At 65.1% G+C, this 17,549-nt stretch carries 15 protein-coding genes and 1 tRNA gene; 14 read left to right on the top strand and 2 right to left on the bottom strand.

Annotated features, from left to right (window positions below):
- Positions 1-10: 10 nt before the first annotated feature.
- From der to dnaG, 11 genes are all read left to right on the top strand, one after another.
- Positions 11-1,363, top strand: coding sequence for a ribosome biogenesis GTPase Der (gene der / locus NGJ44_RS15435; RefSeq protein ID WP_053244935.1), 1,353 nt, complete (start codon positions 11-13; stop codon positions 1,361-1,363).
- Positions 1,364-1,366: 3 nt separating this feature from the next.
- Complete coding sequence (hisC, locus tag NGJ44_RS15430; protein WP_053244934.1) at positions 1,367-2,440, top strand: histidinol-phosphate transaminase; 1,074 nt, start codon at positions 1,367-1,369, stop codon at positions 2,438-2,440.
- A 181-nt stretch (positions 2,441-2,621) separates the two neighbouring features.
- A complete protein-coding gene (hfq, locus tag NGJ44_RS15425; protein ID WP_006218585.1) occupies positions 2,622-2,858 on the top strand; it encodes an RNA chaperone Hfq in 237 nt (78 codons plus the stop codon).
- An 84-nt stretch (positions 2,859-2,942) separates the two neighbouring features.
- Positions 2,943-4,049 carry a GTPase HflX gene (gene hflX, locus NGJ44_RS15420; protein WP_251864475.1) on the top strand — a complete coding sequence of 369 codons (1,107 nt, stop codon included), beginning with the start codon at positions 2,943-2,945 and terminating at the stop codon, positions 4,047-4,049.
- Positions 4,015-5,313 carry an FtsH protease activity modulator HflK gene (gene hflK / locus NGJ44_RS15415; protein ID WP_251864474.1) on the top strand — a complete coding sequence of 433 codons (1,299 nt, stop codon included), beginning with the start codon at positions 4,015-4,017 and terminating at the stop codon, positions 5,311-5,313. The genes hflX and hflK overlap by 35 nt, the downstream gene beginning before the upstream one ends.
- 18 nt (positions 5,314-5,331) lie before the next feature.
- Complete coding sequence (gene hflC, locus NGJ44_RS15410; protein ID WP_053245371.1) at positions 5,332-6,237, top strand: protease modulator HflC; 906 nt, start codon at positions 5,332-5,334, stop codon at positions 6,235-6,237.
- 282 nt (positions 6,238-6,519) lie between these two features.
- Positions 6,520-7,677: an ATP phosphoribosyltransferase regulatory subunit gene (locus tag NGJ44_RS15405; RefSeq protein ID WP_251864473.1), complete on the top strand. Its 1,158-nt coding sequence runs from the start codon at positions 6,520-6,522 to the stop codon at positions 7,675-7,677.
- A gap of 76 nt (positions 7,678-7,753) precedes the next feature.
- A complete protein-coding gene (locus tag NGJ44_RS15400) occupies positions 7,754-9,049 on the top strand; it encodes an adenylosuccinate synthase (RefSeq protein ID WP_251864472.1) in 1,296 nt (431 codons plus the stop codon).
- A gap of 81 nt (positions 9,050-9,130) precedes the next feature.
- Positions 9,131-9,673, top strand: a complete 543-nt coding sequence (locus NGJ44_RS15395) for a phosphoribosyltransferase (RefSeq protein ID WP_053245373.1) — start codon at positions 9,131-9,133, stop codon at positions 9,671-9,673.
- A gap of 343 nt (positions 9,674-10,016) precedes the next feature.
- The gene (gene rpsU, locus NGJ44_RS15390) at positions 10,017-10,229 is read left to right on the top strand and encodes a 30S ribosomal protein S21 (RefSeq protein ID WP_006218592.1); all 213 of its coding nucleotides are present in this window, start codon (positions 10,017-10,019) and stop codon (positions 10,227-10,229) included.
- A gap of 19 nt (positions 10,230-10,248) precedes the next feature.
- Positions 10,249-12,288 carry a DNA primase gene (gene dnaG, locus NGJ44_RS15385; RefSeq protein WP_251864471.1) on the top strand — a complete coding sequence of 680 codons (2,040 nt, stop codon included), beginning with the start codon at positions 10,249-10,251 and terminating at the stop codon, positions 12,286-12,288.
- 11 nt (positions 12,289-12,299) lie between these two features.
- On the opposite strand, the gene NGJ44_RS15380 is transcribed toward dnaG, so the two are convergent.
- On the bottom strand, positions 12,300-12,455 hold the full coding sequence (locus tag NGJ44_RS15380; protein WP_160318579.1) for a hypothetical protein: 156 nt from the start codon (positions 12,453-12,455) through the stop codon (positions 12,300-12,302).
- A 505-nt stretch (positions 12,456-12,960) separates the two neighbouring features.
- Here NGJ44_RS15380 and rpoD point away from each other — a divergent pair.
- The 3 genes from rpoD to NGJ44_RS15365 all read left to right on the top strand — a co-directional run bounded on the left by rpoD (position 12,961) and on the right by NGJ44_RS15365 (position 16,303).
- On the top strand, positions 12,961-15,225 hold the full coding sequence (rpoD, locus tag NGJ44_RS15375; protein WP_053245375.1) for an RNA polymerase sigma factor RpoD: 2,265 nt from the start codon (positions 12,961-12,963) through the stop codon (positions 15,223-15,225).
- A 9-nt stretch (positions 15,226-15,234) separates the two neighbouring features.
- A tRNA-Ile gene (locus NGJ44_RS15370) sits at positions 15,235-15,313 on the top strand.
- Positions 15,314-15,913: 600 nt separating this feature from the next.
- Positions 15,914-16,303: a hypothetical protein gene (locus NGJ44_RS15365; protein WP_251864470.1), complete on the top strand. Its 390-nt coding sequence runs from the start codon at positions 15,914-15,916 to the stop codon at positions 16,301-16,303.
- A 228-nt stretch (positions 16,304-16,531) separates the two neighbouring features.
- On the opposite strand, the gene NGJ44_RS15360 is transcribed toward NGJ44_RS15365, so the two are convergent.
- Complete coding sequence (locus NGJ44_RS15360; protein ID WP_251864469.1) at positions 16,532-17,452, bottom strand: LysR family transcriptional regulator; 921 nt, start codon at positions 17,450-17,452, stop codon at positions 16,532-16,534.
- Positions 17,453-17,549: the final 97 nt, after the last annotated feature.

Genomic DNA, 17,549 nt, shown 5'->3' with positions numbered 1-17,549 from the left:
ACTTCCAACCGTGTCCTTCAAGCCTGTCGTTGCCCTGGTCGGCCGCCCCAATGTGGGGAAATCGACCCTCTTCAACCGCCTGACGCGATCGCGCGCCGCGCTGGTGGCCGACTATTCCGGCCTGACCCGCGACCGCCATTACGGCGAGGGCAGGGTGGGCGAGATTCCCTTCATCGTCATCGACACAGGCGGGTTCGAGCCCGTGGCCAAGGACGGCATCCTGCTGGAAATGGCCCGCCAGACCCGGCAGGCCATCGCCGAGGCCGACGTGGTGGTGTTCCTGGTGGACGCGCGCGCCGGCCTCAACGCGCACGACCACGAAATCGCCCAGCTCCTGCGCAAGTCGGGCCAGCAGCGCGTGCTGCTGGCGGTGAACAAGGCCGAGGGCATGGGCTCGGGCAGCGCCGTGGCCGAATTCCACGAGCTGGGCCTGGGCCAGCCCTATCCCATCTCGGCCGCGCACGGCGACGGCATCGTCGACCTGATCGAGCTCGCGCTCAAGGACCTGGCGCCGCCGCCAGAGCCCGAAGACGCGGCCGAGGAAGGCCCGCACGACCACCGCATCAAGCTGGCCATTGTGGGGCGCCCCAACGTGGGCAAGTCAACCCTCATCAACACGCTCCTGGGCGAGGAGCGCGTCATCGCGTTCGACATGCCGGGCACCACGCGCGACGCCATCGAGATCGATTTCGAGCGCGACGGCCGCAAGTACACGCTCATCGACACGGCCGGCCTGCGCAAGCGCGGCAAGGTTTTCGAGGCGGTCGAGAAGTTCTCGGTCATCAAGACCCTGCAGGCCATCGAGGCCAGCAACGTGGTGCTGCTCATGCTGGATGCGCAGTCCGAGATTTCCGAGCAGGATGCGCACATCGCCGGCTTCGTGCTCGAAACCGGCCGCGCGGTGGTGGTCGCCATCAACAAATGGGACGGCCTGGACGCCGAACAGAAAGAGCGCATCGAGCGCGAATTCCAGCGCAAGCTGCGCTTCCTGTCGTTTGCCCGCATGCACACCATTTCCGCGCTGCGGGGGCAGGGTATCAAGCCGCTTCTGAAATCCATCAACGCGGCGCACGCCGCGGCGTTCGCCAAGCTTTCCACGCCCAAGCTCACGCGCGCCCTGCAGGCCGCGGTGGAACAGCAGCCGCCGCCGCGCAAGGGCATTTTCCGGCCCAAGATGCGCTATGCGCACCAGGGCGGGCAGAATCCGCCGCTGGTGGTCATACACGGCAATGCGCTGGACGCCATACCCGAGTCGTACCGGCGCTACCTGGAGACGCGTTTCCGCAACGAGTTCGATCTGGCCGGCACGCCGCTGCGCATCGAATTCAAGTCTTCGCACAATCCCTACAAGCAGGAAAACTGAATCATGAGCCGCTTCTGGAGTCCCGTCGTGGGGACGCTCAGTCCGTATGTGCCGGGCGAGCAGCCCAGGCTTCAGAACCTGGTCAAGCTCAACACCAACGAGCATCCATACGGCCCTTCGCCGCGGGTGCTCGAGGCCCTGCGCGCGGCCTGCGACGATACGCTCAAGCTGTATCCCGACCCCTCGTCCGAACGGCTGCGCCAGGCCATCGCCGGCACGGTGGGCGTGGACGCCGGCCAGGTATTCGTGGGCAACGGTTCCGACGAGGTGCTGGCCCACGCCTTCCTGGCGCTGCTCAAGCATGAGCGGCCGCTGCGCTTTCCGGACATCACCTACAGTTTCTATCCGGTCTACTGCGGCCTGTATGGCATCGACTACGAGACGGCGCCGCTCACGGCCGACTTCCGCATCGACGTCGAAGACTACCTCCCGGCCCGCGGCGGGCCGGCGGGCGCCATCATCTTCCCGAACCCCAACGCACCCACCGGCCGCGCGCTGGGCCTGGCCGACATCGAACGCATCGTGGCGGGCAACCCCGACGCGGTGGTCGTGGTGGACGAAGCCTATGTGGACTTCGGCGCCGAATCGGCGATTCCGCTCGTGGCCCGCTACGACAACCTCCTGGTGGTGCAGACCCTCTCCAAGTCGCGTTCGCTGGCCGGCCTGCGCGTCGGCTTCGCCGTGGGCAGCCGCGAACTCATCGACGGCCTGGAGCGCGTGAAGAACAGCTTCAACTCCTATCCCATCGACCGGCTGGCCAGCGCGGGCGCCGTGGCGGCGCTCGAAGACCGCGAGTATTTCGAGGAAACGCGCGCCCGGGTCATCCGCACCCGCGAGGCCATGACGGCGGGCCTGCGGGCGCTGGGATTCGAGGTGCTGCCTTCGGCCGCCAACTTCGTGTTCGCCCGGCATCCCGCGCGCGACGCGGCCGCGCTGGCGGCCTCGCTGCGCGAGCGCGGCATCATCGTGCGCCACTTCCGCCAGCCGCGCATCGAGCAGTTCCTGCGCATCACGGTGGGCACCGACGCGCAGAGCGATCTGCTGCTGGCCGCCCTGGGCGAAATCACCGGAAGCTGAGCCGCCGCCGGCCGCTCATGCGGCCGCCCGGCGCGCTGGGCGGGCCCGGAAAACTCTGGTGTCATTTTTTGCATGGCGCACAAGTGGCACGGCCCGGGAAAACCCTGTAGAGTAGATGTTTCGGCGCACCCCACCATTTCAGACGTGCGCCATCACTTAAATAACAAATGGAGCCTGGCCAATGAGCAATAAAGGGCAAACTCTGCAAGATCCGTTTCTGAACACGCTGCGCAAAGATCACGTGCCCGTGTCCATCTACCTGGTAAACGGCATCAAGCTTCAAGGGCAAATCGAATCGTTCGACCAATACGTGGTGCTGCTGCGCAATACGGTGACGCAGATGGTCTACAAGCATGCCATCTCCACCGTTGTCCCGGCCCGCGCCGTCAATTTCCAGGTGGAAGTCCCTGCTGAATAATCCCGCTCCAGTAGTACCTTTCATTGCCCGCCTGACGCTTGCCGTCGGCGGGCATTTTCGCTTTGGCTCCAAAATGGTGCACGTATGCGCGCGCTGATCATCAGTGTCGATCTCGGCAATCCCGACCACGCCGCCCACGCGGAGGAGTTCGCCATGCTGGCCGAAGGCGCGGGCGCGGAAATCGTCGGCACGCTCACGGCGCGGCGCGACCGCCCCGACGCCAAGTTCTTCATCGGTTCCGGCAAGGTGGAGGAGGGCGTGGCCATGGCCCAGGCGCTGCTGGCCGACATCATTCTCTTCGAGCAGCCGCTCTCGCCCGCGCAGCAGCGTAACCTGGAACGCGCCTTCAACCTGCGGGTAGTGGACCGCGTGGCGCTCATCCTCGACATCTTCGCCCTGCGGGCCAAGAGCCACGAGGGCAAGCTGCAGGTCGAGCTGGCCCAGCTCCAGCACCTGGCCACGCGCCTTACCCGCCTCTGGACCCACCTGGAGCGGCAGCGCGGCGGCATCGGCATGCGGGGGCCGGGCGAATCCCAGCTCGAAATGGACCGCCGCATGATCGGCGCCAAGGTCAAGGTGCTGCGCGAGCGGCTCGACAAGGTCGAGCGGCAGCGCGTCACCCAGCGCCGGGCCCGCGCGCGCGGCGGCGCGCTGTCGGTATCGCTGGTGGGCTATACCAATGCCGGCAAATCCACGCTGTTCAATGCCCTGACCCGTGCCGACACCTATGCGGCCGACCAGTTGTTTGCCACCCTGGACACCACCACGCGGCGCATCTGGATCGAAGGCGCGGGCTCTGTCGTGGTGTCCGACACCGTCGGGTTCATCCGCGACCTGCCGCACGGCCTGATCGCGGCGTTCCGCGCCACGCTCGAGGAAACCGTGCACGCCGACCTGCTGCTGCACGTGGTCGATGCCGCCAGTCCGCAGCGCGAAGAGCAGATTTTCGAGGTCAACAAGGTGCAGGCGGAGATCGGGGCGGCGTCGGTGCCCACGATTCTGGTATACAACAAGATCGACCGGGTCGGCCTGGAGCCGCGGGTGGAGCGCGATGCGCATGGTACGATTGCGCGAGTATTTGTAAGCGCCACCGAGCGCGCCGGTCTGGACGCGTTGCGCGGGGCAATTGCGGAGACCGGACAGATTGCGGGAAACAATGCCTCGAATCAACAAACTCTTCAATCTGAATGATCCCGGCTGGGGTCGTGGAAACAATAACAACAACGGTTCCGAGCCGCCGCGGCGCCCGCAGGGCAATGGCGACGGTCCGCCCGATCTCGACGAGGTCTGGCGCGATTTCAACAATCGCATCGGTTCCCTCTTCGGCCGCAAGGGCGGGGGCGGCAACAACCGTCCCAACAACCGGGGCGGGGCCACGCCGCCCTCGCCGCGCAACGCGCGCATCGGCCTGGGCGTCATCGCGCTGGTGGGCGTGGGCATCTGGCTGGCCAGCGGCTTCTATATCGTGCAGGAAGGCCAGGTCGCGGTCGTGACCCAGTTCGGCAAGTACAAGAGCACGTCGCAGGCCGGCTTCCAGTGGCGCCTGCCGTATCCCATCCAGAGCCACGAGATCGTCAACGTGTCGCAGTTGCGCACCTTCGAGGTGGGCTTCCGCGGCAGCTCGCGCAACAAGGTCATGCCCGAGGCGCTCATGCTCACGACGGACGAGAACATCGTCGACATGCAGTTCGTCGTGCAGTACCGGCTGCGGGCCGACGGCGCGCCCGACTACCTGTTCAAGACCCGCGACCCGGACGAATCCGTGCGCCAGGCCTCCGAGACGGCCATGCGCGAGGTGGTCGGCAAGCAATCCATGGACTTCGTGCTGTACGAGGGGCGCACCACGGTCGCCAACCAGGTGCAATCGCTGATGCAGCAGATCCTCGATCGCTACCAGACCGGCATCCAGGTCAGCACCGTCGCCATCCAGAACGTGCAGCCGCCCGAGCAGGTGCAGGCGGCGTTCGACGACGCCGTCAAGGCCGGCCAGGACCGCGAGCGCCAGATCAACGAGGGCCAGGCCTACGCCAACCAGGTCGTGCCGCTGGCCAGCGGCCAGGCCTCGCGCATGATCGAGCAGGCCGAAGGCTACAAGGCCAAGGTGGTGGGCGACGCGCAGGGCAATACCTCGCGCTTCACCAGCATCCTCGCCGAATACCAGAAGGCGCCCCAGGTGATGCGCGAGCGCATGTACCTGGAAAGCATGCAGGAGATCTTCACGCGCGCCAGCAAGGTCATGGTCGACTCCAAGAGCAACAACAACATGCTGTACCTGCCCCTGGACAAGATCATGCACCAGGCCGCCCAGGACGCGTCCCGTCCGGGCGCCGCGGGCTCGTCCTCGTCCGGCGCCAGCGCCCCGTCGCAGCCGCCGCTGCGCAGCGGCGCCGCGCCGTCCCCATCTTCCGGCAGCAGCCCCAGCAACACGCTGCCCCGCGACCGCACGTCGCGCTAACCCGGAGGAGCCCTGAACATGCAACGCCTCATGCCCGTCCTGGTCGGCCTGCTCATCGTGCTGGCCGTCCTGTCTTCCTGCGTCTTCGTCGTGCGCGAACGCGACTACGCCCTCGTGTTCTCGCTGGGCGAAGTGCGCAAGGTCATCAACGAACCCGGCCTCTATTTCAAGGCCCCGCCGCCGTTCCAGAACGTCGTCACGCTGGACAAGCGCATCCTCACCATCGAAACCAACGATCCGGAGCGCATCCAGACTTCCGAAAAGAAGAACCTGCTGATCGACTCCTACGTGAAATGGCGCATCGCCGATCCGCGCCTGTACTACATCACCTTCGGCGGCAACGAGCGCGCGGCCGGCGAGCGCCTGCAGGCGCAGATCCGCGACGCCCTGAACGCCGCCGTCAACGTGCGCACGGTGCGCGACGTGGTGTCCACCGAGCGCGACAAGGTCATGGAGGAAATCCTCGCCAACGTCGCCAAGCGCGCCGAACCGCTGGGCGTGCAGATCGTGGACGTGCGTCTGCGCCGCATCGAGTTCGCGCCCGAGATCTCCGAGTCGGTGTACCGCCGCATGGAAGCCGAGCGCACCCGGGTGGCCAACGAGCTGCGATCCATCGGCGCGGCCGAAGGCGAGAAGATCCGCGCGGAGGCCGACCGCCAGCGCGAAGTCATCGTCGCCCAGGCCTACGCCAAGGCGCAGGGCATCATGGGCGAGGGCGACGCTACCGCCGCGTCCATCTACGCCCAGGCCTACGGCAAGGACCCGCAGTTCTACGCGTTCTACAAGAGCCTGGAGGCCTATCGCGCTTCCTTCTCGAAGCCGAGCGACGTGCTCGTGGTCGACCCGAGCTCCAGCTTCTTCAAGTTCATGAAGGATCCGCTGGGCCAGGCGCTCGCGCCCGTGACCATTCCGGCCAAGCCTTGAGATCCTGAGGCGACGAAGCCGCCGGGCGCTGCCGCCCGGCCGCCAAAGCCCCCGCCGGCCCGGCCCGCGGGGGCTTTTTTCCGCCGCCCGCCGTCCGGCGGACCCGGGGCGAGGGCGGGGCGCACGCCCGGCCGCGCGGCTGGCGCAAGCCGCCGAACCATGTACAATACCGCGTAAGCTAGAAAACTTTCCGCGAGCGGCTGAGCGGGCTTACGCCCCCTCAGCCGCTTTTTCGTTTGGGCGACGCCCACGCATCTCTAGGCGTTATTCAGGTAAACATTCATGGGTAACTGGTTGCTGCCCGAAAGCCTTGCCGACGTGCTTCCGGCAGAGGCACGGCGCATCGAGGAACTGCGCCGCGAACTCCTCGATCTGTATCGCACTTACGGTTTCGAGCTGGTCGCGCCGCCCCTGGTCGAGTACATCGATTCGTTGCTGTCGGGCACCGGCAGCGACCTGGATCTGCGTACCTGCAAACTGGCTGATCAGCTTTCCGGCCGCACGCTGGGCGTGCGCGCCGACATGACGCCGCAGGTCACGCGCATCGACGCGCACCTGCTCAACCGCGCGGGCGTGACCCGTCTCTGTTATTGCGGCAACGTGCTGCACGCCCGGCCGGCCGATCTGCTGTCCAGCCGCGAGCTGCTGCAGATCGGCGCCGAAATCTACGGCCATGCCGGCTTCGAGGCCGACCTGGAAATCATCCAGCTCGTGCTCGAAACGGTGGAGATCGCCGGCGTGCGCAATCCGCGCCTGGACCTCTGTCATCCCGGCGTGCTCCGCGCCTTGCTGGAGTCCGATCCCGCGGCCGCCGCCGCCTCGGAAGAAATCATCCGCCTGCTGCGCGAAAAAGACGTGCCCGGCCTGGGCGAGCTGGCGGCGCGCCTGCCCGGCCTGCGCAAGGAAACCCACGACGCCCTGCGGCGCCTGCCGAATCTGTACGGCGGTCCCGAAGTGCTGCAGGACGCGCGCCGGCAATTGCCTCTGCTGCCCGGCGTGGCCGCCGCGCTCGACGCCTTGCTGCGCGTGGTGGACGCCATGCCCAGCGTGGCGTTCGGCGTCGATCTCGCCGACGTGGGGGGCTATAACTATCATTCGGGCGTGAAGTTCGCGCTGTACGCCGAAGGGTGGCACGATGCGCTCGTCAGCGGAGGCCGCTACGACGACGTCAGCCTGGCGTTCGGGCGGGCGCGCCCGGCCACGGGCTTCAGCCTGGATCTGCGCAAGCTGGCGGCAGGGCTGCCGCCGGCCGAACGGGCGCGCGCCGTGCGGGCGCCCTGGGGGCAGTCCCCGGCCCTGATCGAAGCGGTGCGACGCCTGCGCCGGTCGGGGGAAATCGTCGTTCAGGTATTGCCCGGCCACGAGCAGGATCAGGACGAATTCGTTTGCGATCGCGAGCTGGCGCTGCAGGATGGCGCATGGACCGTCAGAACGCTGTGACTAACTCCCTCTTGGAGACAAGGGGGCCGCGGGGAGATTTCCGGATTTCCCGAGAAACTCGATATTGATTCGTAACATGAGCAAGAACGTAGTCGTAATCGGCACCCAGTGGGGTGACGAGGGCAAAGGCAAGATCGTCGACTGGCTGGCGGAATCCGTCCAGGGCGTGGTCCGCTTCCAGGGCGGCCACAATGCCGGCCACACGCTGTGGATCAATGGCAAGAAGACGATTCTGCGCCTGATCCCGTCGGGCATCATGCACCCCGGCGTCACCTGCTACATCGGCAATGGCGTCGTGCTGTCTCCCGAAGCCCTGCTCAAGGAAATCGAAGAGCTGGAGGCCGCCGGCCTGGACGTGCGCTCGCGCTTGCAGATCTCCGAAATCTGCCCCCTGATCCTGCCGTACCACGTCGCCGTGGACAAGGCCCGCGAAGCGCGCAAGGGCGAGGCCAAGATCGGCACCACCGGCCGCGGCATCGGCCCGGCCTACGAAGACAAGGTCGCCCGCCGCGCCATCCGCGTGCAAGACCTCTTCAATCCCTCGCTGTTCGACGAAAAGCTCGCCGAGCTGCTGGACTACCACAACTTCGTGCTCACCAAGTATCTCGGCGCCGAAGCCGTGTCCGCCAGCGAGGTGCGCGACCAGGCCATGGCGCTGGCGCCGGCCATCGCCCCCATGGTCAAGGACGTCTCCAGCAATCTCTATGCGCTCCAGCAGGAGGGCAAGCGCCTGCTGTTCGAGGGCGCCCAGGGCGCGCTGCTCGACGTGGACCACGGCACCTATCCCTACGTCACTAGCAGCAACTGCGTGGCGGGCGCCGCCTCGGCGGGCGCCGGCGTGGGGCCGCAGTCGCTCGACTACGTGCTGGGCATCACCAAGGCCTACACTACGCGGGTGGGCTCGGGCCCGTTCCCGACCGAGCTGGTCGACGAAATCGGCACCCGCCTGGCCACCATCGGCAAGGAATTCGGTTCGGTCACGGGCCGCCCGCGCCGCTGCGGCTGGTTCGACGGCGCCGCCCTGAAGCGCTCGGTCCGCCTGAACGGCATTTCCGGCCTGTGCATCACCAAGCTGGACGTGCTCGACGGCCTCGAAACCATCCAGCTGGGCGTGGGCTACCGCGTCAACGGCGAATTCCGCGACGTGCTGCCCTATGGCGCCCATGCCGTGGCCCAGGCCGAGCCCGTGCTGGAAGAGCTGCCGGGCTGGAGCGAGTCCACCGTCGGCATCACCGAGTACGGCAAGCTGCCGCAGGCTGCCCGCCGCTACCTGGAGCGCGTGGCCGAAGTCTGCGGCGTGCCGATCGACCTGGTGTCCACCGGCCCCGACCGCAACGAAACCATCGTGCTGCGCCATCCCCTCAAGGGCTGACATCGGGTTATCATTCACAAGGCCGCCGCCGGTCATACCGGCGGCGGCCTTTTCGTATTCTCATGCAGGAGTTGCCAGCCTATGAGCTCGCCAACCAGTGACGACAGCCATCTGTGGGTTACCTGGGACGATTACAACCGCCTGATCGAGCGCCTCGCCTTGCAGGTGTATCAATCCGGCTGGAAATTCGATCAGATTCTTTGCCTGGCGCGCGGCGGCGTGCGCGTGGGCGATGTCATGTCCCGCATCTACGACGTGCCACTGGGCATCCTGGCCACCAGCAGCTATCGCGAAGCCGCGGGCACCAAGCAGGGCGACCTGGACATTGCCCAGTTCATCACCATTACGCGCGGCACGCTGTCGGGCCGGGTGTTGCTGGTGGACGACATGGTCGATACCGGCCTGACGTTCAGCAAGGTCTTCGACCATCTGAAGCGCCAGTTCGCCGACATTACCGAACTGCGCAGCGCCGTGCTCTGGTGGAAAGGGCATTCGCAGGTCACACCCGACTACTATGTCGAAAAGCTGCCCACCAACCCCTGGATCCACCAGCCGTTCGAAGACTACGACAGCCTGCGGCCGCACCAGCTCGAAGCCTGGGTCCGCAAGGGTTCCAAAAGCTGATTCCGCGTTTCGCGGCCCGGTCGTTCCGTTATGGCCTCTTCCTGGCCAAATCGGGGGTGATCGTGCTAGAATCGCTGGTTATCGCTAAACCGAACTTGGCTTGTTACTCAATTTTCGCTGCCGGTTGCGCGCATTGCGTGCGTTTTCGGCGGCCTGGGTAACGGAAAATAGCCAGCCGAGATTGGCGCTGGAAGGCTTCGGGCGGTTCGCGGCGACGCGGCGCGGGCAGGGCATGACCCTCGCGCCGCTTCCCGGGCGAAGCCGGAGGCCATGGCGTTGCTGGTTAAGCAGGCCAGGTTTGTCATTAACTTTTTGTTACCCATAAAAGCAGGCCAACTCATTTATGCCTATCGTTCGACTGAAGGAAAACGAACCGTTTGAAGCCGCCCTGCGTCGCTTCAAGCGCACCATCGAAAAAACCGGGTTGCTCACCGAACTGCGCTCGCGCGAGTTCTACGAGAAGCCCACGGCTGAGCGCAAGCGCAAGCACGCCGCCGCGGTGAAGCGCCACTACAAGCGGATTCGTAGCCAGCAACTGCCGCCCCGCCTGTATTGATTTCTGATTCCCGAATCTATTGATTCCAGAATCATTCATCCAGGATTTGCTCGCCCGGGTCGACGTCGTCGATGTCGTCGGGCGATATGTGCAGTTGCGAAAGGGTGGGGCCAACCTGCTTGGCCTGTGCCCCTTTCATAACGAAAAAAGCCCGTCGTTTACCGTCAGTCCGACCAAGCAGTTCTATCACTGCTTCGGTTGCGGCGCGCACGGTAGCGCCATCACCTTCCTGATGGAGCACACGGGCGCGAGTTTCCCCGAGGCCGTGCGCACGCTTGCGGCTTCGGTGGGAATGACGGTCCCCGAAGAAAACCGCAGCCCTCGCCAGCAGGCCGAGACGGCCCGCCGCAAGGCGGAGGAATCGCGTCACGTCCAGGTTCTGGAAGCGGCCCAGGCGCACTACCTCAAGCAGCTACGCAATTCGCCCGCCGCCATTCGCTACCTCAAGCAGCGCGGCCTCACGGGCGAGATCGCGGCCCATTTCGGGCTGGGCTGGTCGGGCACCGACCGCCACGGCCTGTCGCAGGTTTTTTCCCACTACGAAGACCCCGTGCTGGTGGAAGCCGGCCTCGTCATCGAATCCGAAGACGGGCGCCGCTACGACCGCTTCCGCGAGCGCATCATGTTCCCCATCCGCAACGCGCGGGGCAGCCTGATCGGCTTCGGCGGGCGCATTATCGGCAAGGGCGAGCCCAAGTATCTCAACTCGCCCGAAACCCCGCTGTTTTCCAAGGGGCAGGAGCTCTACGGCCTGTGGGAAGCGCGCCAGGCCATCCGCAAGGAAGGCCAGGTCATCGTGGTGGAGGGCTACATGGACGTGGTGGGCCTGGCCCAGCAGGGCATCGCCAATGCCGTGGCCACGCTGGGCACCGCCACCACCCCGGATCACGTCAAGAAGCTGCTGCGCGCCAGCGACCGCGTCATCTTTAGCTTCGACGGCGACGCGGCGGGCCGGCGCGCCGCATGGCGGGCCTTGCAGGCCTGCCTGCCGGTGCTGCGCGACGACATTGCCATCCGCTTTCTGTTCCTGCCCGCGGAGCATGATCCCGACTCCTACGTGCGCGAACTGGGTGCGGATGCCTTCCGGGCCTGCCTGGGCGAGGCGGTGGCCCTGTCCCGCTTCCTGCTCGATGAACTGGCCTCGCGCCACAACATGGACGAAGCCGAAGGGCGGGCAAGCTGCCTGCACGAGGCCAAGCCCCTGCTGGCCAGCATTCCCGAATGCGCGCTGAGAGTGCAGATCGAGCGCGAAATGGCGCGGCTCGTGCAGCTCACCCCCGAAGAAATGGCCCAGATGCTGGCCCAGCAGACCGCGGCGGCGCGGCCGTTCGCGGCGCCCTCCAAGAGCGGTCCGGACGAGGCGGGCGCCGTGCCGGCCGACGGGCCTGCGCCGGAGCCGGGCTTCGACTACGCCAACTACGACTTCAGCGATATTCCCGCCGACGAGGGGGAGCCGGATTATCCGCACTTCCTCCAGGGCGAGGGGGCGCGCGCGCCGCAGGAACCGGGCCACTGGGCCGGCCAGCCGGCCTGGAAGGGCCGGAGCGACTGGAAAGGCAAGAGCGACTGGAAGGGCAAGGGCAGTTGGAAAGGCCGGCGCGACAACGAGCCGGGAGGCTACGAAGGGCGGCGCACCATGCCTTCGCTGGCCAAGCGCTTGCTGAGTCTGCTGCTGGCCCATCCGGAGCTGGTGGACACCATGGGAGACGAGCAGCTTGAAGTCATCGACCGCGGCCCCCATCTAGGTCTGGTAAAGGACCTGATCATGCTGGCCCAGGGCAGCGGCGCGCGGCACGTCGGCGCGCTTCTGGAGGCCGCCGAGCCGGATTCGGACCTGGCTGCCGTGCTCAAGGGGCTGAGGGCGGACATTCTCGCCCAGGAAGACCTGCCTGACCCGCAGACCGAATGGGACGACGCCCTGCGGCGCATCGAGTTCGATGCCGCCAAGGCGGAAATGGCGAAGCTGGCCGCCTCCGGCCTGGAATCGGAGGAGGCGCGCAAGCGCTATCTGGAATTGTCCAAGCGGATGATGGTGCTGAAAGGTGCCGGCATACGCTGATTGCGGTAAACTCAAAGGTTTTCCAGGGCTTCGGGCGAGGTTTCGGGCTTTTTGCGCATGGCGGCGGCCGGCAGGAAGCGCTCCCTGTTGCATCGGATGGCGGCGGAAAGCCGGGGAAGAAGTCGCTGGACGGAGATTTTTCCGGAATCTATTTTGTTTTCAGGCATCTAATTGTTTTGGGTCCATCAAAACGGAAGCCGGGAGACCAAAGAATCATCGGGCGCGGGCCTTGCGGCTGCCTGGCGTAGGAAGCCGGGCCGGTTCGCAGGGAAAATTGCGCCCTGTTTGTTACATAGTTAATTAAACTAGCTGAGCGGTGAGTTTGCAGTTCAGCGCAGGCATTCCGTCAGGCGTCAGCGGCCTGGGTGCTGTGTCCATCGTAGCTGCTCCAGGCAATGCGCCGAGCAAGCAAAGCCTATTTCATAGGCAGGCAGCCCCGCCCGACGCGCGGAATCCGCGGCTGGATGAAGTCATGTAAGGCAGGACGCGCAGAAAGGGTGCACCCCCCGACGGCGTCCGGCAGGGCCCGTCAGGGCCGGGGCCGCGACCAACGCGGCCGCATGATTTCCGCCGACTTCACCAGATTTACCCGTATGTTCCCGTCCATGGCCCATGGATGGCCTTATGCGGTGCAACATGCCCAATCGGGTTGCGACGACCACGGAAGCGACTATGACCAAATCCACTGGCAAAACCTCCTCTGCAATTGACGCGGCCGAAACCAAGGCAGCGGCGCCCAAGCGCGCCGCGAGCATGGCGGCGGAAAAAGCGTCCGCCAAGACGGCGGTGAAGGTCGCCAAGCCTGCCGCCAAGGCGGCCGTCAAGAAGACGGCCAAGGCGGCCGCGGCGGACAAGCCTGAAAAGGCTGCCAAGTCGCGCGCCAAGAAGGCCGAGGACAAGCTCGCCGATCTGGTCGGCGCCGCCCGTCCGGCGCCCAGCGGGCGCCGCCCCGGCCGCCCGGCCAAGAATGCCAACAACGATTCCGACACCTTCGACGATCCCATGGACGGCGAGGGCGAGGTCCTGCCCGACCTGAAGCCGCCCAAGCGCGGCGGCAAGCGCGGCAAGGCCGATCCCAAGGACCTGATCGCGCGCGGCCCCGTCTCCCCCGAGGAATACGAAGCGCGCCGCAACCGCCTGAAGCAGCTCATCAAGCTGGGCAAGGACCGCGGCTACCTGACCTACGGCGAGATCAACGACCATCTGCCCGACGACCTGGTCGACGCGGAAGCCATCGACGGCATCATCAGCACCTTCAGCGACATGGGCATCTCGGTCTATGACCAGGCCCCCGATGCCGAAACGCTGCTGATGAGCGAAAACGCGCCCGTGGCTTCCAACGACGACGACGTCGAAGACGAAGCCGAGGCCGCGCTCACCACCGTGGACTCCGACTTCGGCCGCACCACCGACCCGGTGCGCATGTACATGCGCGAAATGGGTTCGGTCGAGCTGCTCACGCGCGAAGGCGAAATCGAGATCGCCAAGCGCATCGAAGACGGCCTGAAGCACATGGTCATGGCCATCTCGGCTTGCCCCACCACCATCAACGAAATCCTGGCCTATATCGCCCGCGTGCGCGACGGCCAGGCCCAGATCGATGAAGTGGTCGACGGGCTGGTCGACCCGGAAGACGGCGAAGAGTACGCCGGCGCCGGCGTCTCGGCCGACGAAGACGAGGGCGACGATGGCCCGGCGGGCGGCATGTCGAGCAAGCAGCTCGAAGATCTGCGCGTGAAGGCGCTGGCCAAGTTCGACGAGGTGAGCAAGCAGTTCGACAAGATGCGCCAGGCCTACGAAAAGGACGGCTACAAGTCGGAAGTGTACGTGCGCGCCCAGGAAGCCATCCAGAACGAACTGATGGGCATCCGCTTCACCGCCAAGATGGTCGAGAAGCTCGCCGACACCCTGCGCAGCCAGGTCGAGGAAGTGCGCCAGCTCGAGCGCGCGGTCCTGCACACGTGTGTGGACAGGGCCGGCATGCCGCGCTCGCACTTCATCAAGGTCTTCCCCGGCAACGAAACCAACCTGCAGTGGGTCGTGGACGAAGTCGCCGCCGGCCATCCGTACGCCGAGACCCTCGAGCGCCAGATCCCGGCCGTCCAGGAACTCCAGCAGAAGCTGATCGACCTGCAGACCCGCGTGGTGCTGCCGCTCAAGGACCTCAAGGACGTCAACAAGCGCATGGCCACCGGCGAAGCCAAGGCCCGCAAGGCCAAGCGCGAAATGACCGAGGCCAACCTGCGCCTGGTGATCTCCATCGCCAAGAAATACACCAACCGCGGCCTGCAGTTCCTGGACCTCATCCAGGAAGGGAACATCGGCTTGATGAAGGCGGTGGACAAGTTCGAATACCGCCGCGGCTACAAGTTCTCCACGTATGCCACCTGGTGGATCCGCCAGGCCATCACGCGTTCCATCGCGGACCAGGCGCGCACCATCCGCATCCCGGTCCATATGATTGAAACGATCAACAAGATGAACCGCATCAGCCGCCAGATCCTGCAGGAAACGGGCGCCGAGCCCGATCCCGCCACCCTGGCGCAGAAGATGGACATGCCGGAGGACAAGATCCGCAAGATCCTGAAGATCGCCAAGGAACCGATCTCCATGGAAACGCCCATCGGCGACGACGACGACTCGCACCTGGGCGATTTCATCGAAGACACGTCCACCCTGGCGCCTTCCGACGCCGCGCTGCACGGTTCCATGCGCGACGTGGTGAAAGAAGTGCTAGACTCTCTCACCCCGCGTGAAGCCAAGGTTCTGCGCATGCGTTTCGGCATCGAAATGAGCACCGACCAGACCCTGGAAGAAGTGGGCAAGCAGTTCGACGTTACGCGCGAGCGCATCCGGCAAATAGAAGCCAAGGCGCTGCGCAAGTTGCGTCACCCCAGCCGGGCCGACAAGCTGAAGAGCTTCCTGGAAGGGCAGTAATCGTTTTCTGGGCCTCTAGCTCATGCTTGGTTAGAGCAGCGGACTCATAATCCGTTGGTGCCGAGTTCGACTCTCGGGGGGCCTACCAAAGAAAGACGCGGGTCTCGGAGCAATCCGAGGCCCGTTTTCTTTTCCGCAATCGGGACTCTTTTCCGCAATTCCGGTTACCGAGTTGTAGCGCGGCGCGTCGTTTGAGACGGATCGGCGCATCATTTGATACCGCTGAGACACGCCAAAACGCCCAAGGATGAGCGCTCAGGGGGGCAGGGCAGGCATCCCTACTACCTTGGTCCCCAACCCGGCCTGCGGCAGGGGTGGTAAATCGGGGATACTGCCCGGTTTTAACGCCACTGCCGAGCCAGGTCGCGGAAGTAGGCACCATTCGGCCTGCGACCATATTGGCGGCACATGCGTTCATAGCGCCGCGAACGGGAGATCGAGCCGGAGGCCCTGCCGCTGGCCAAGCAGGCGACGCAAGAATGCCCGACCAAGCGGCCCAACACAGAATGCTAAAACCTCGGTTATGGAACCGCATCGAGTCTTCTATCACGCTGACATAGCAGGAACGCTGTCTGAAAACCAAGAGCTTCGCCTTGGGGCCGACGGGCTGTCCTGCTTCGGTCGCGCATATGCTCCTTTCTTACGGCACCATTACGACCACCACGCCGGACACATCAGGCGAGAGCTCATGCTAGAACGGATCCGCACACACAACCCCAACGTTAGCGGCCAGGTTCCGTCTAGACTTTGCAGCGTTTTTGCGGCGCTCTCCATTCACGATGCCAAGGTGTTTGCACACAGATCCGAAAACCGGACTTCAGATCCTATAAGGATTTTTGAAATAATCGCGCCGCCCAACTCTTTTTATTTCCGAGATATGGGCTGGCTGGACATGCCAGAAAGCAGCGACACGGCCTCAAACTATGTCTCCTATTGGACAGGGCTGCTGACGCGAAACGTCCATGACAATCCATACATCGAAGTCTGCATAGCACTGCCAGCCCGAACCGGGCTGATCGTGCATGATTTCACTCGCAGCGATGAGTTTTGCTGGAGAGCTCCCAAATGCGATGTGTAAAGGGCATGGAGGGTGCAAACTGCCGGCTCCCCAGCGGTCTTGGGTTAGCCGTATCTGCATATGAGTAATCATGAGCCTGGCTCGCTACCACACCATGCCTGGCGGATGGAGGCGGCTCATCTGGCCGGGATGGCGGATCGGCGCTGTCGGCCGTGAAAGGGGCGGGGCGGTGGCGCGTGGCTGCTAATTCGCAGTTGCTGGTCGTTCAAAACCCCTAGCGAGCCCCGATCACTCCAGCACCGGCCGCCGCTTCCAGTCCGCGTCGCGGAACCAGGCGCGCAGGTGCTTGACGAAGAGTCGCACCTTATGCGGCAGGTTGCGCCGCGTCTGCACGATGGCGTAGATGTCCAGCCCTTGCGGTTCGTAGCCCGGCAGCAGCACCTGCAGCCTGCCCGCGGCGATGTCGCTTTCCACCATGTAGCGCGGGTGCATGGCGATGCCGTGGCCGAGCCGGGCGAGGTTCTGGATCGACTCGCCCAGGTTGGAACTGAAGCTGCCGTTGACGCGCACGACGTGCGTGGCGCGCCGGCTGTCGGTGAAAGTCCAGTGGCTGGTGGGCGCCTTGAGCGTGTGCACCAGGCAGTTGTGGCGCTCCAGATCAGCGGGCGTGCGCGGGGTGCCGTGCGCCTGGAGATAGGCGGACGTGGCCACCACCACTTGCGGCACGACGGTGATGCGGTAGGCGATCTGGTTGGTGTCTTTCAGGCGCGGCGCGATGCGCACCGACAGGTCGAGGTTTTCGGCGATCAGGTCGCTGCGGCCATCGTCCAGCAACAGCGACACCTTGATCGAGGGGTAGCGGCGCAGGAAATCTTCGATGGCGGGCGCCAGGTGCACGGCCCCGAAGGAGGGGGGCGTGCCGATGCGGATCCGGCCGCTGGCGGTGAGCACGGGGCCCTGGACCAGCTCTTTGAGTCCACGCACGCTCTGGGCCAGCATGTCGGCGTTTTCCAGCAGCAGGCGGCCGCTTTCCGTCAGGCTGACGTGCTTGGTGTTCCGGTTGAGCAATTGCACCTCGAAATGCGCCTCCAGCCAGGCAATTTTCTTGGTTACGGTCGAGTTGCTCACGCCCAGGCTTGCGGCCGCCTTGGAGAAGTTGAGGCTCTTGCCGACTTCGACGAACACGTCCAGGCATTCGATCAGGTTCACGTTCTCCAGCCTTTTCCTGTTTGGAAAAAATAATTTTATTCCTTGTTGGTGTCGCCGATCGAGGCCGGCCTATACACTGCTTTTCCCTATGAGGCCG

Source organism: Achromobacter sp. Marseille-Q4962, from assembly GCF_943737005.1.
In the GTDB taxonomy this organism is placed as follows: Bacteria; Pseudomonadota; Gammaproteobacteria; order Burkholderiales; family Burkholderiaceae_B; genus Achromobacter.
The sequence above is the reverse complement of the archived record's forward strand: the minus strand, read 5'-3'. Positions and strand labels throughout refer to the sequence as shown.

Bases quoted from the DNA above. Each gene is read 5' to 3' on its own strand.
- NGJ44_RS15400 (WP_251864472.1), top strand. From the start codon at position 7,754: ATGAGCAAGAACGTAGTCGTAATCGGCACCCAGTGGGGTGACGAGGGC.
- NGJ44_RS15395 (WP_053245373.1), top strand. From the start codon at position 9,131: ATGAGCTCGCCAACCAGTGACGACAGCCATCTGTGGGTTACCTGGGAC.
- hflX (WP_251864475.1), top strand. From the start codon at position 2,943: ATGCGCGCGCTGATCATCAGTGTCGATCTCGGCAATCCCGACCACGCC.
- hisC (WP_053244934.1), top strand. From the start codon at position 1,367: ATGAGCCGCTTCTGGAGTCCCGTCGTGGGGACGCTCAGTCCGTATGTG.
- NGJ44_RS15380 (WP_160318579.1), bottom strand. From the start codon at position 12,455: ATGCCTGAAAACAAAATAGATTCCGGAAAAATCTCCGTCCAGCGACTT.
- hfq (WP_006218585.1), top strand. From the start codon at position 2,622: ATGAGCAATAAAGGGCAAACTCTGCAAGATCCGTTTCTGAACACGCTG.
- rpsU (WP_006218592.1), top strand. From the start codon at position 10,017: ATGCCTATCGTTCGACTGAAGGAAAACGAACCGTTTGAAGCCGCCCTG.
- hflC (WP_053245371.1), top strand. From the start codon at position 5,332: ATGCAACGCCTCATGCCCGTCCTGGTCGGCCTGCTCATCGTGCTGGCC.
- rpoD (WP_053245375.1), top strand. From the start codon at position 12,961: ATGACCAAATCCACTGGCAAAACCTCCTCTGCAATTGACGCGGCCGAA.
- hflK (WP_251864474.1), top strand. From the start codon at position 4,015: ATGCCTCGAATCAACAAACTCTTCAATCTGAATGATCCCGGCTGGGGT.
- NGJ44_RS15365 (WP_251864470.1), top strand. From the start codon at position 15,914: ATGCTAGAACGGATCCGCACACACAACCCCAACGTTAGCGGCCAGGTT.
- NGJ44_RS15405 (WP_251864473.1), top strand. From the start codon at position 6,520: ATGGGTAACTGGTTGCTGCCCGAAAGCCTTGCCGACGTGCTTCCGGCA.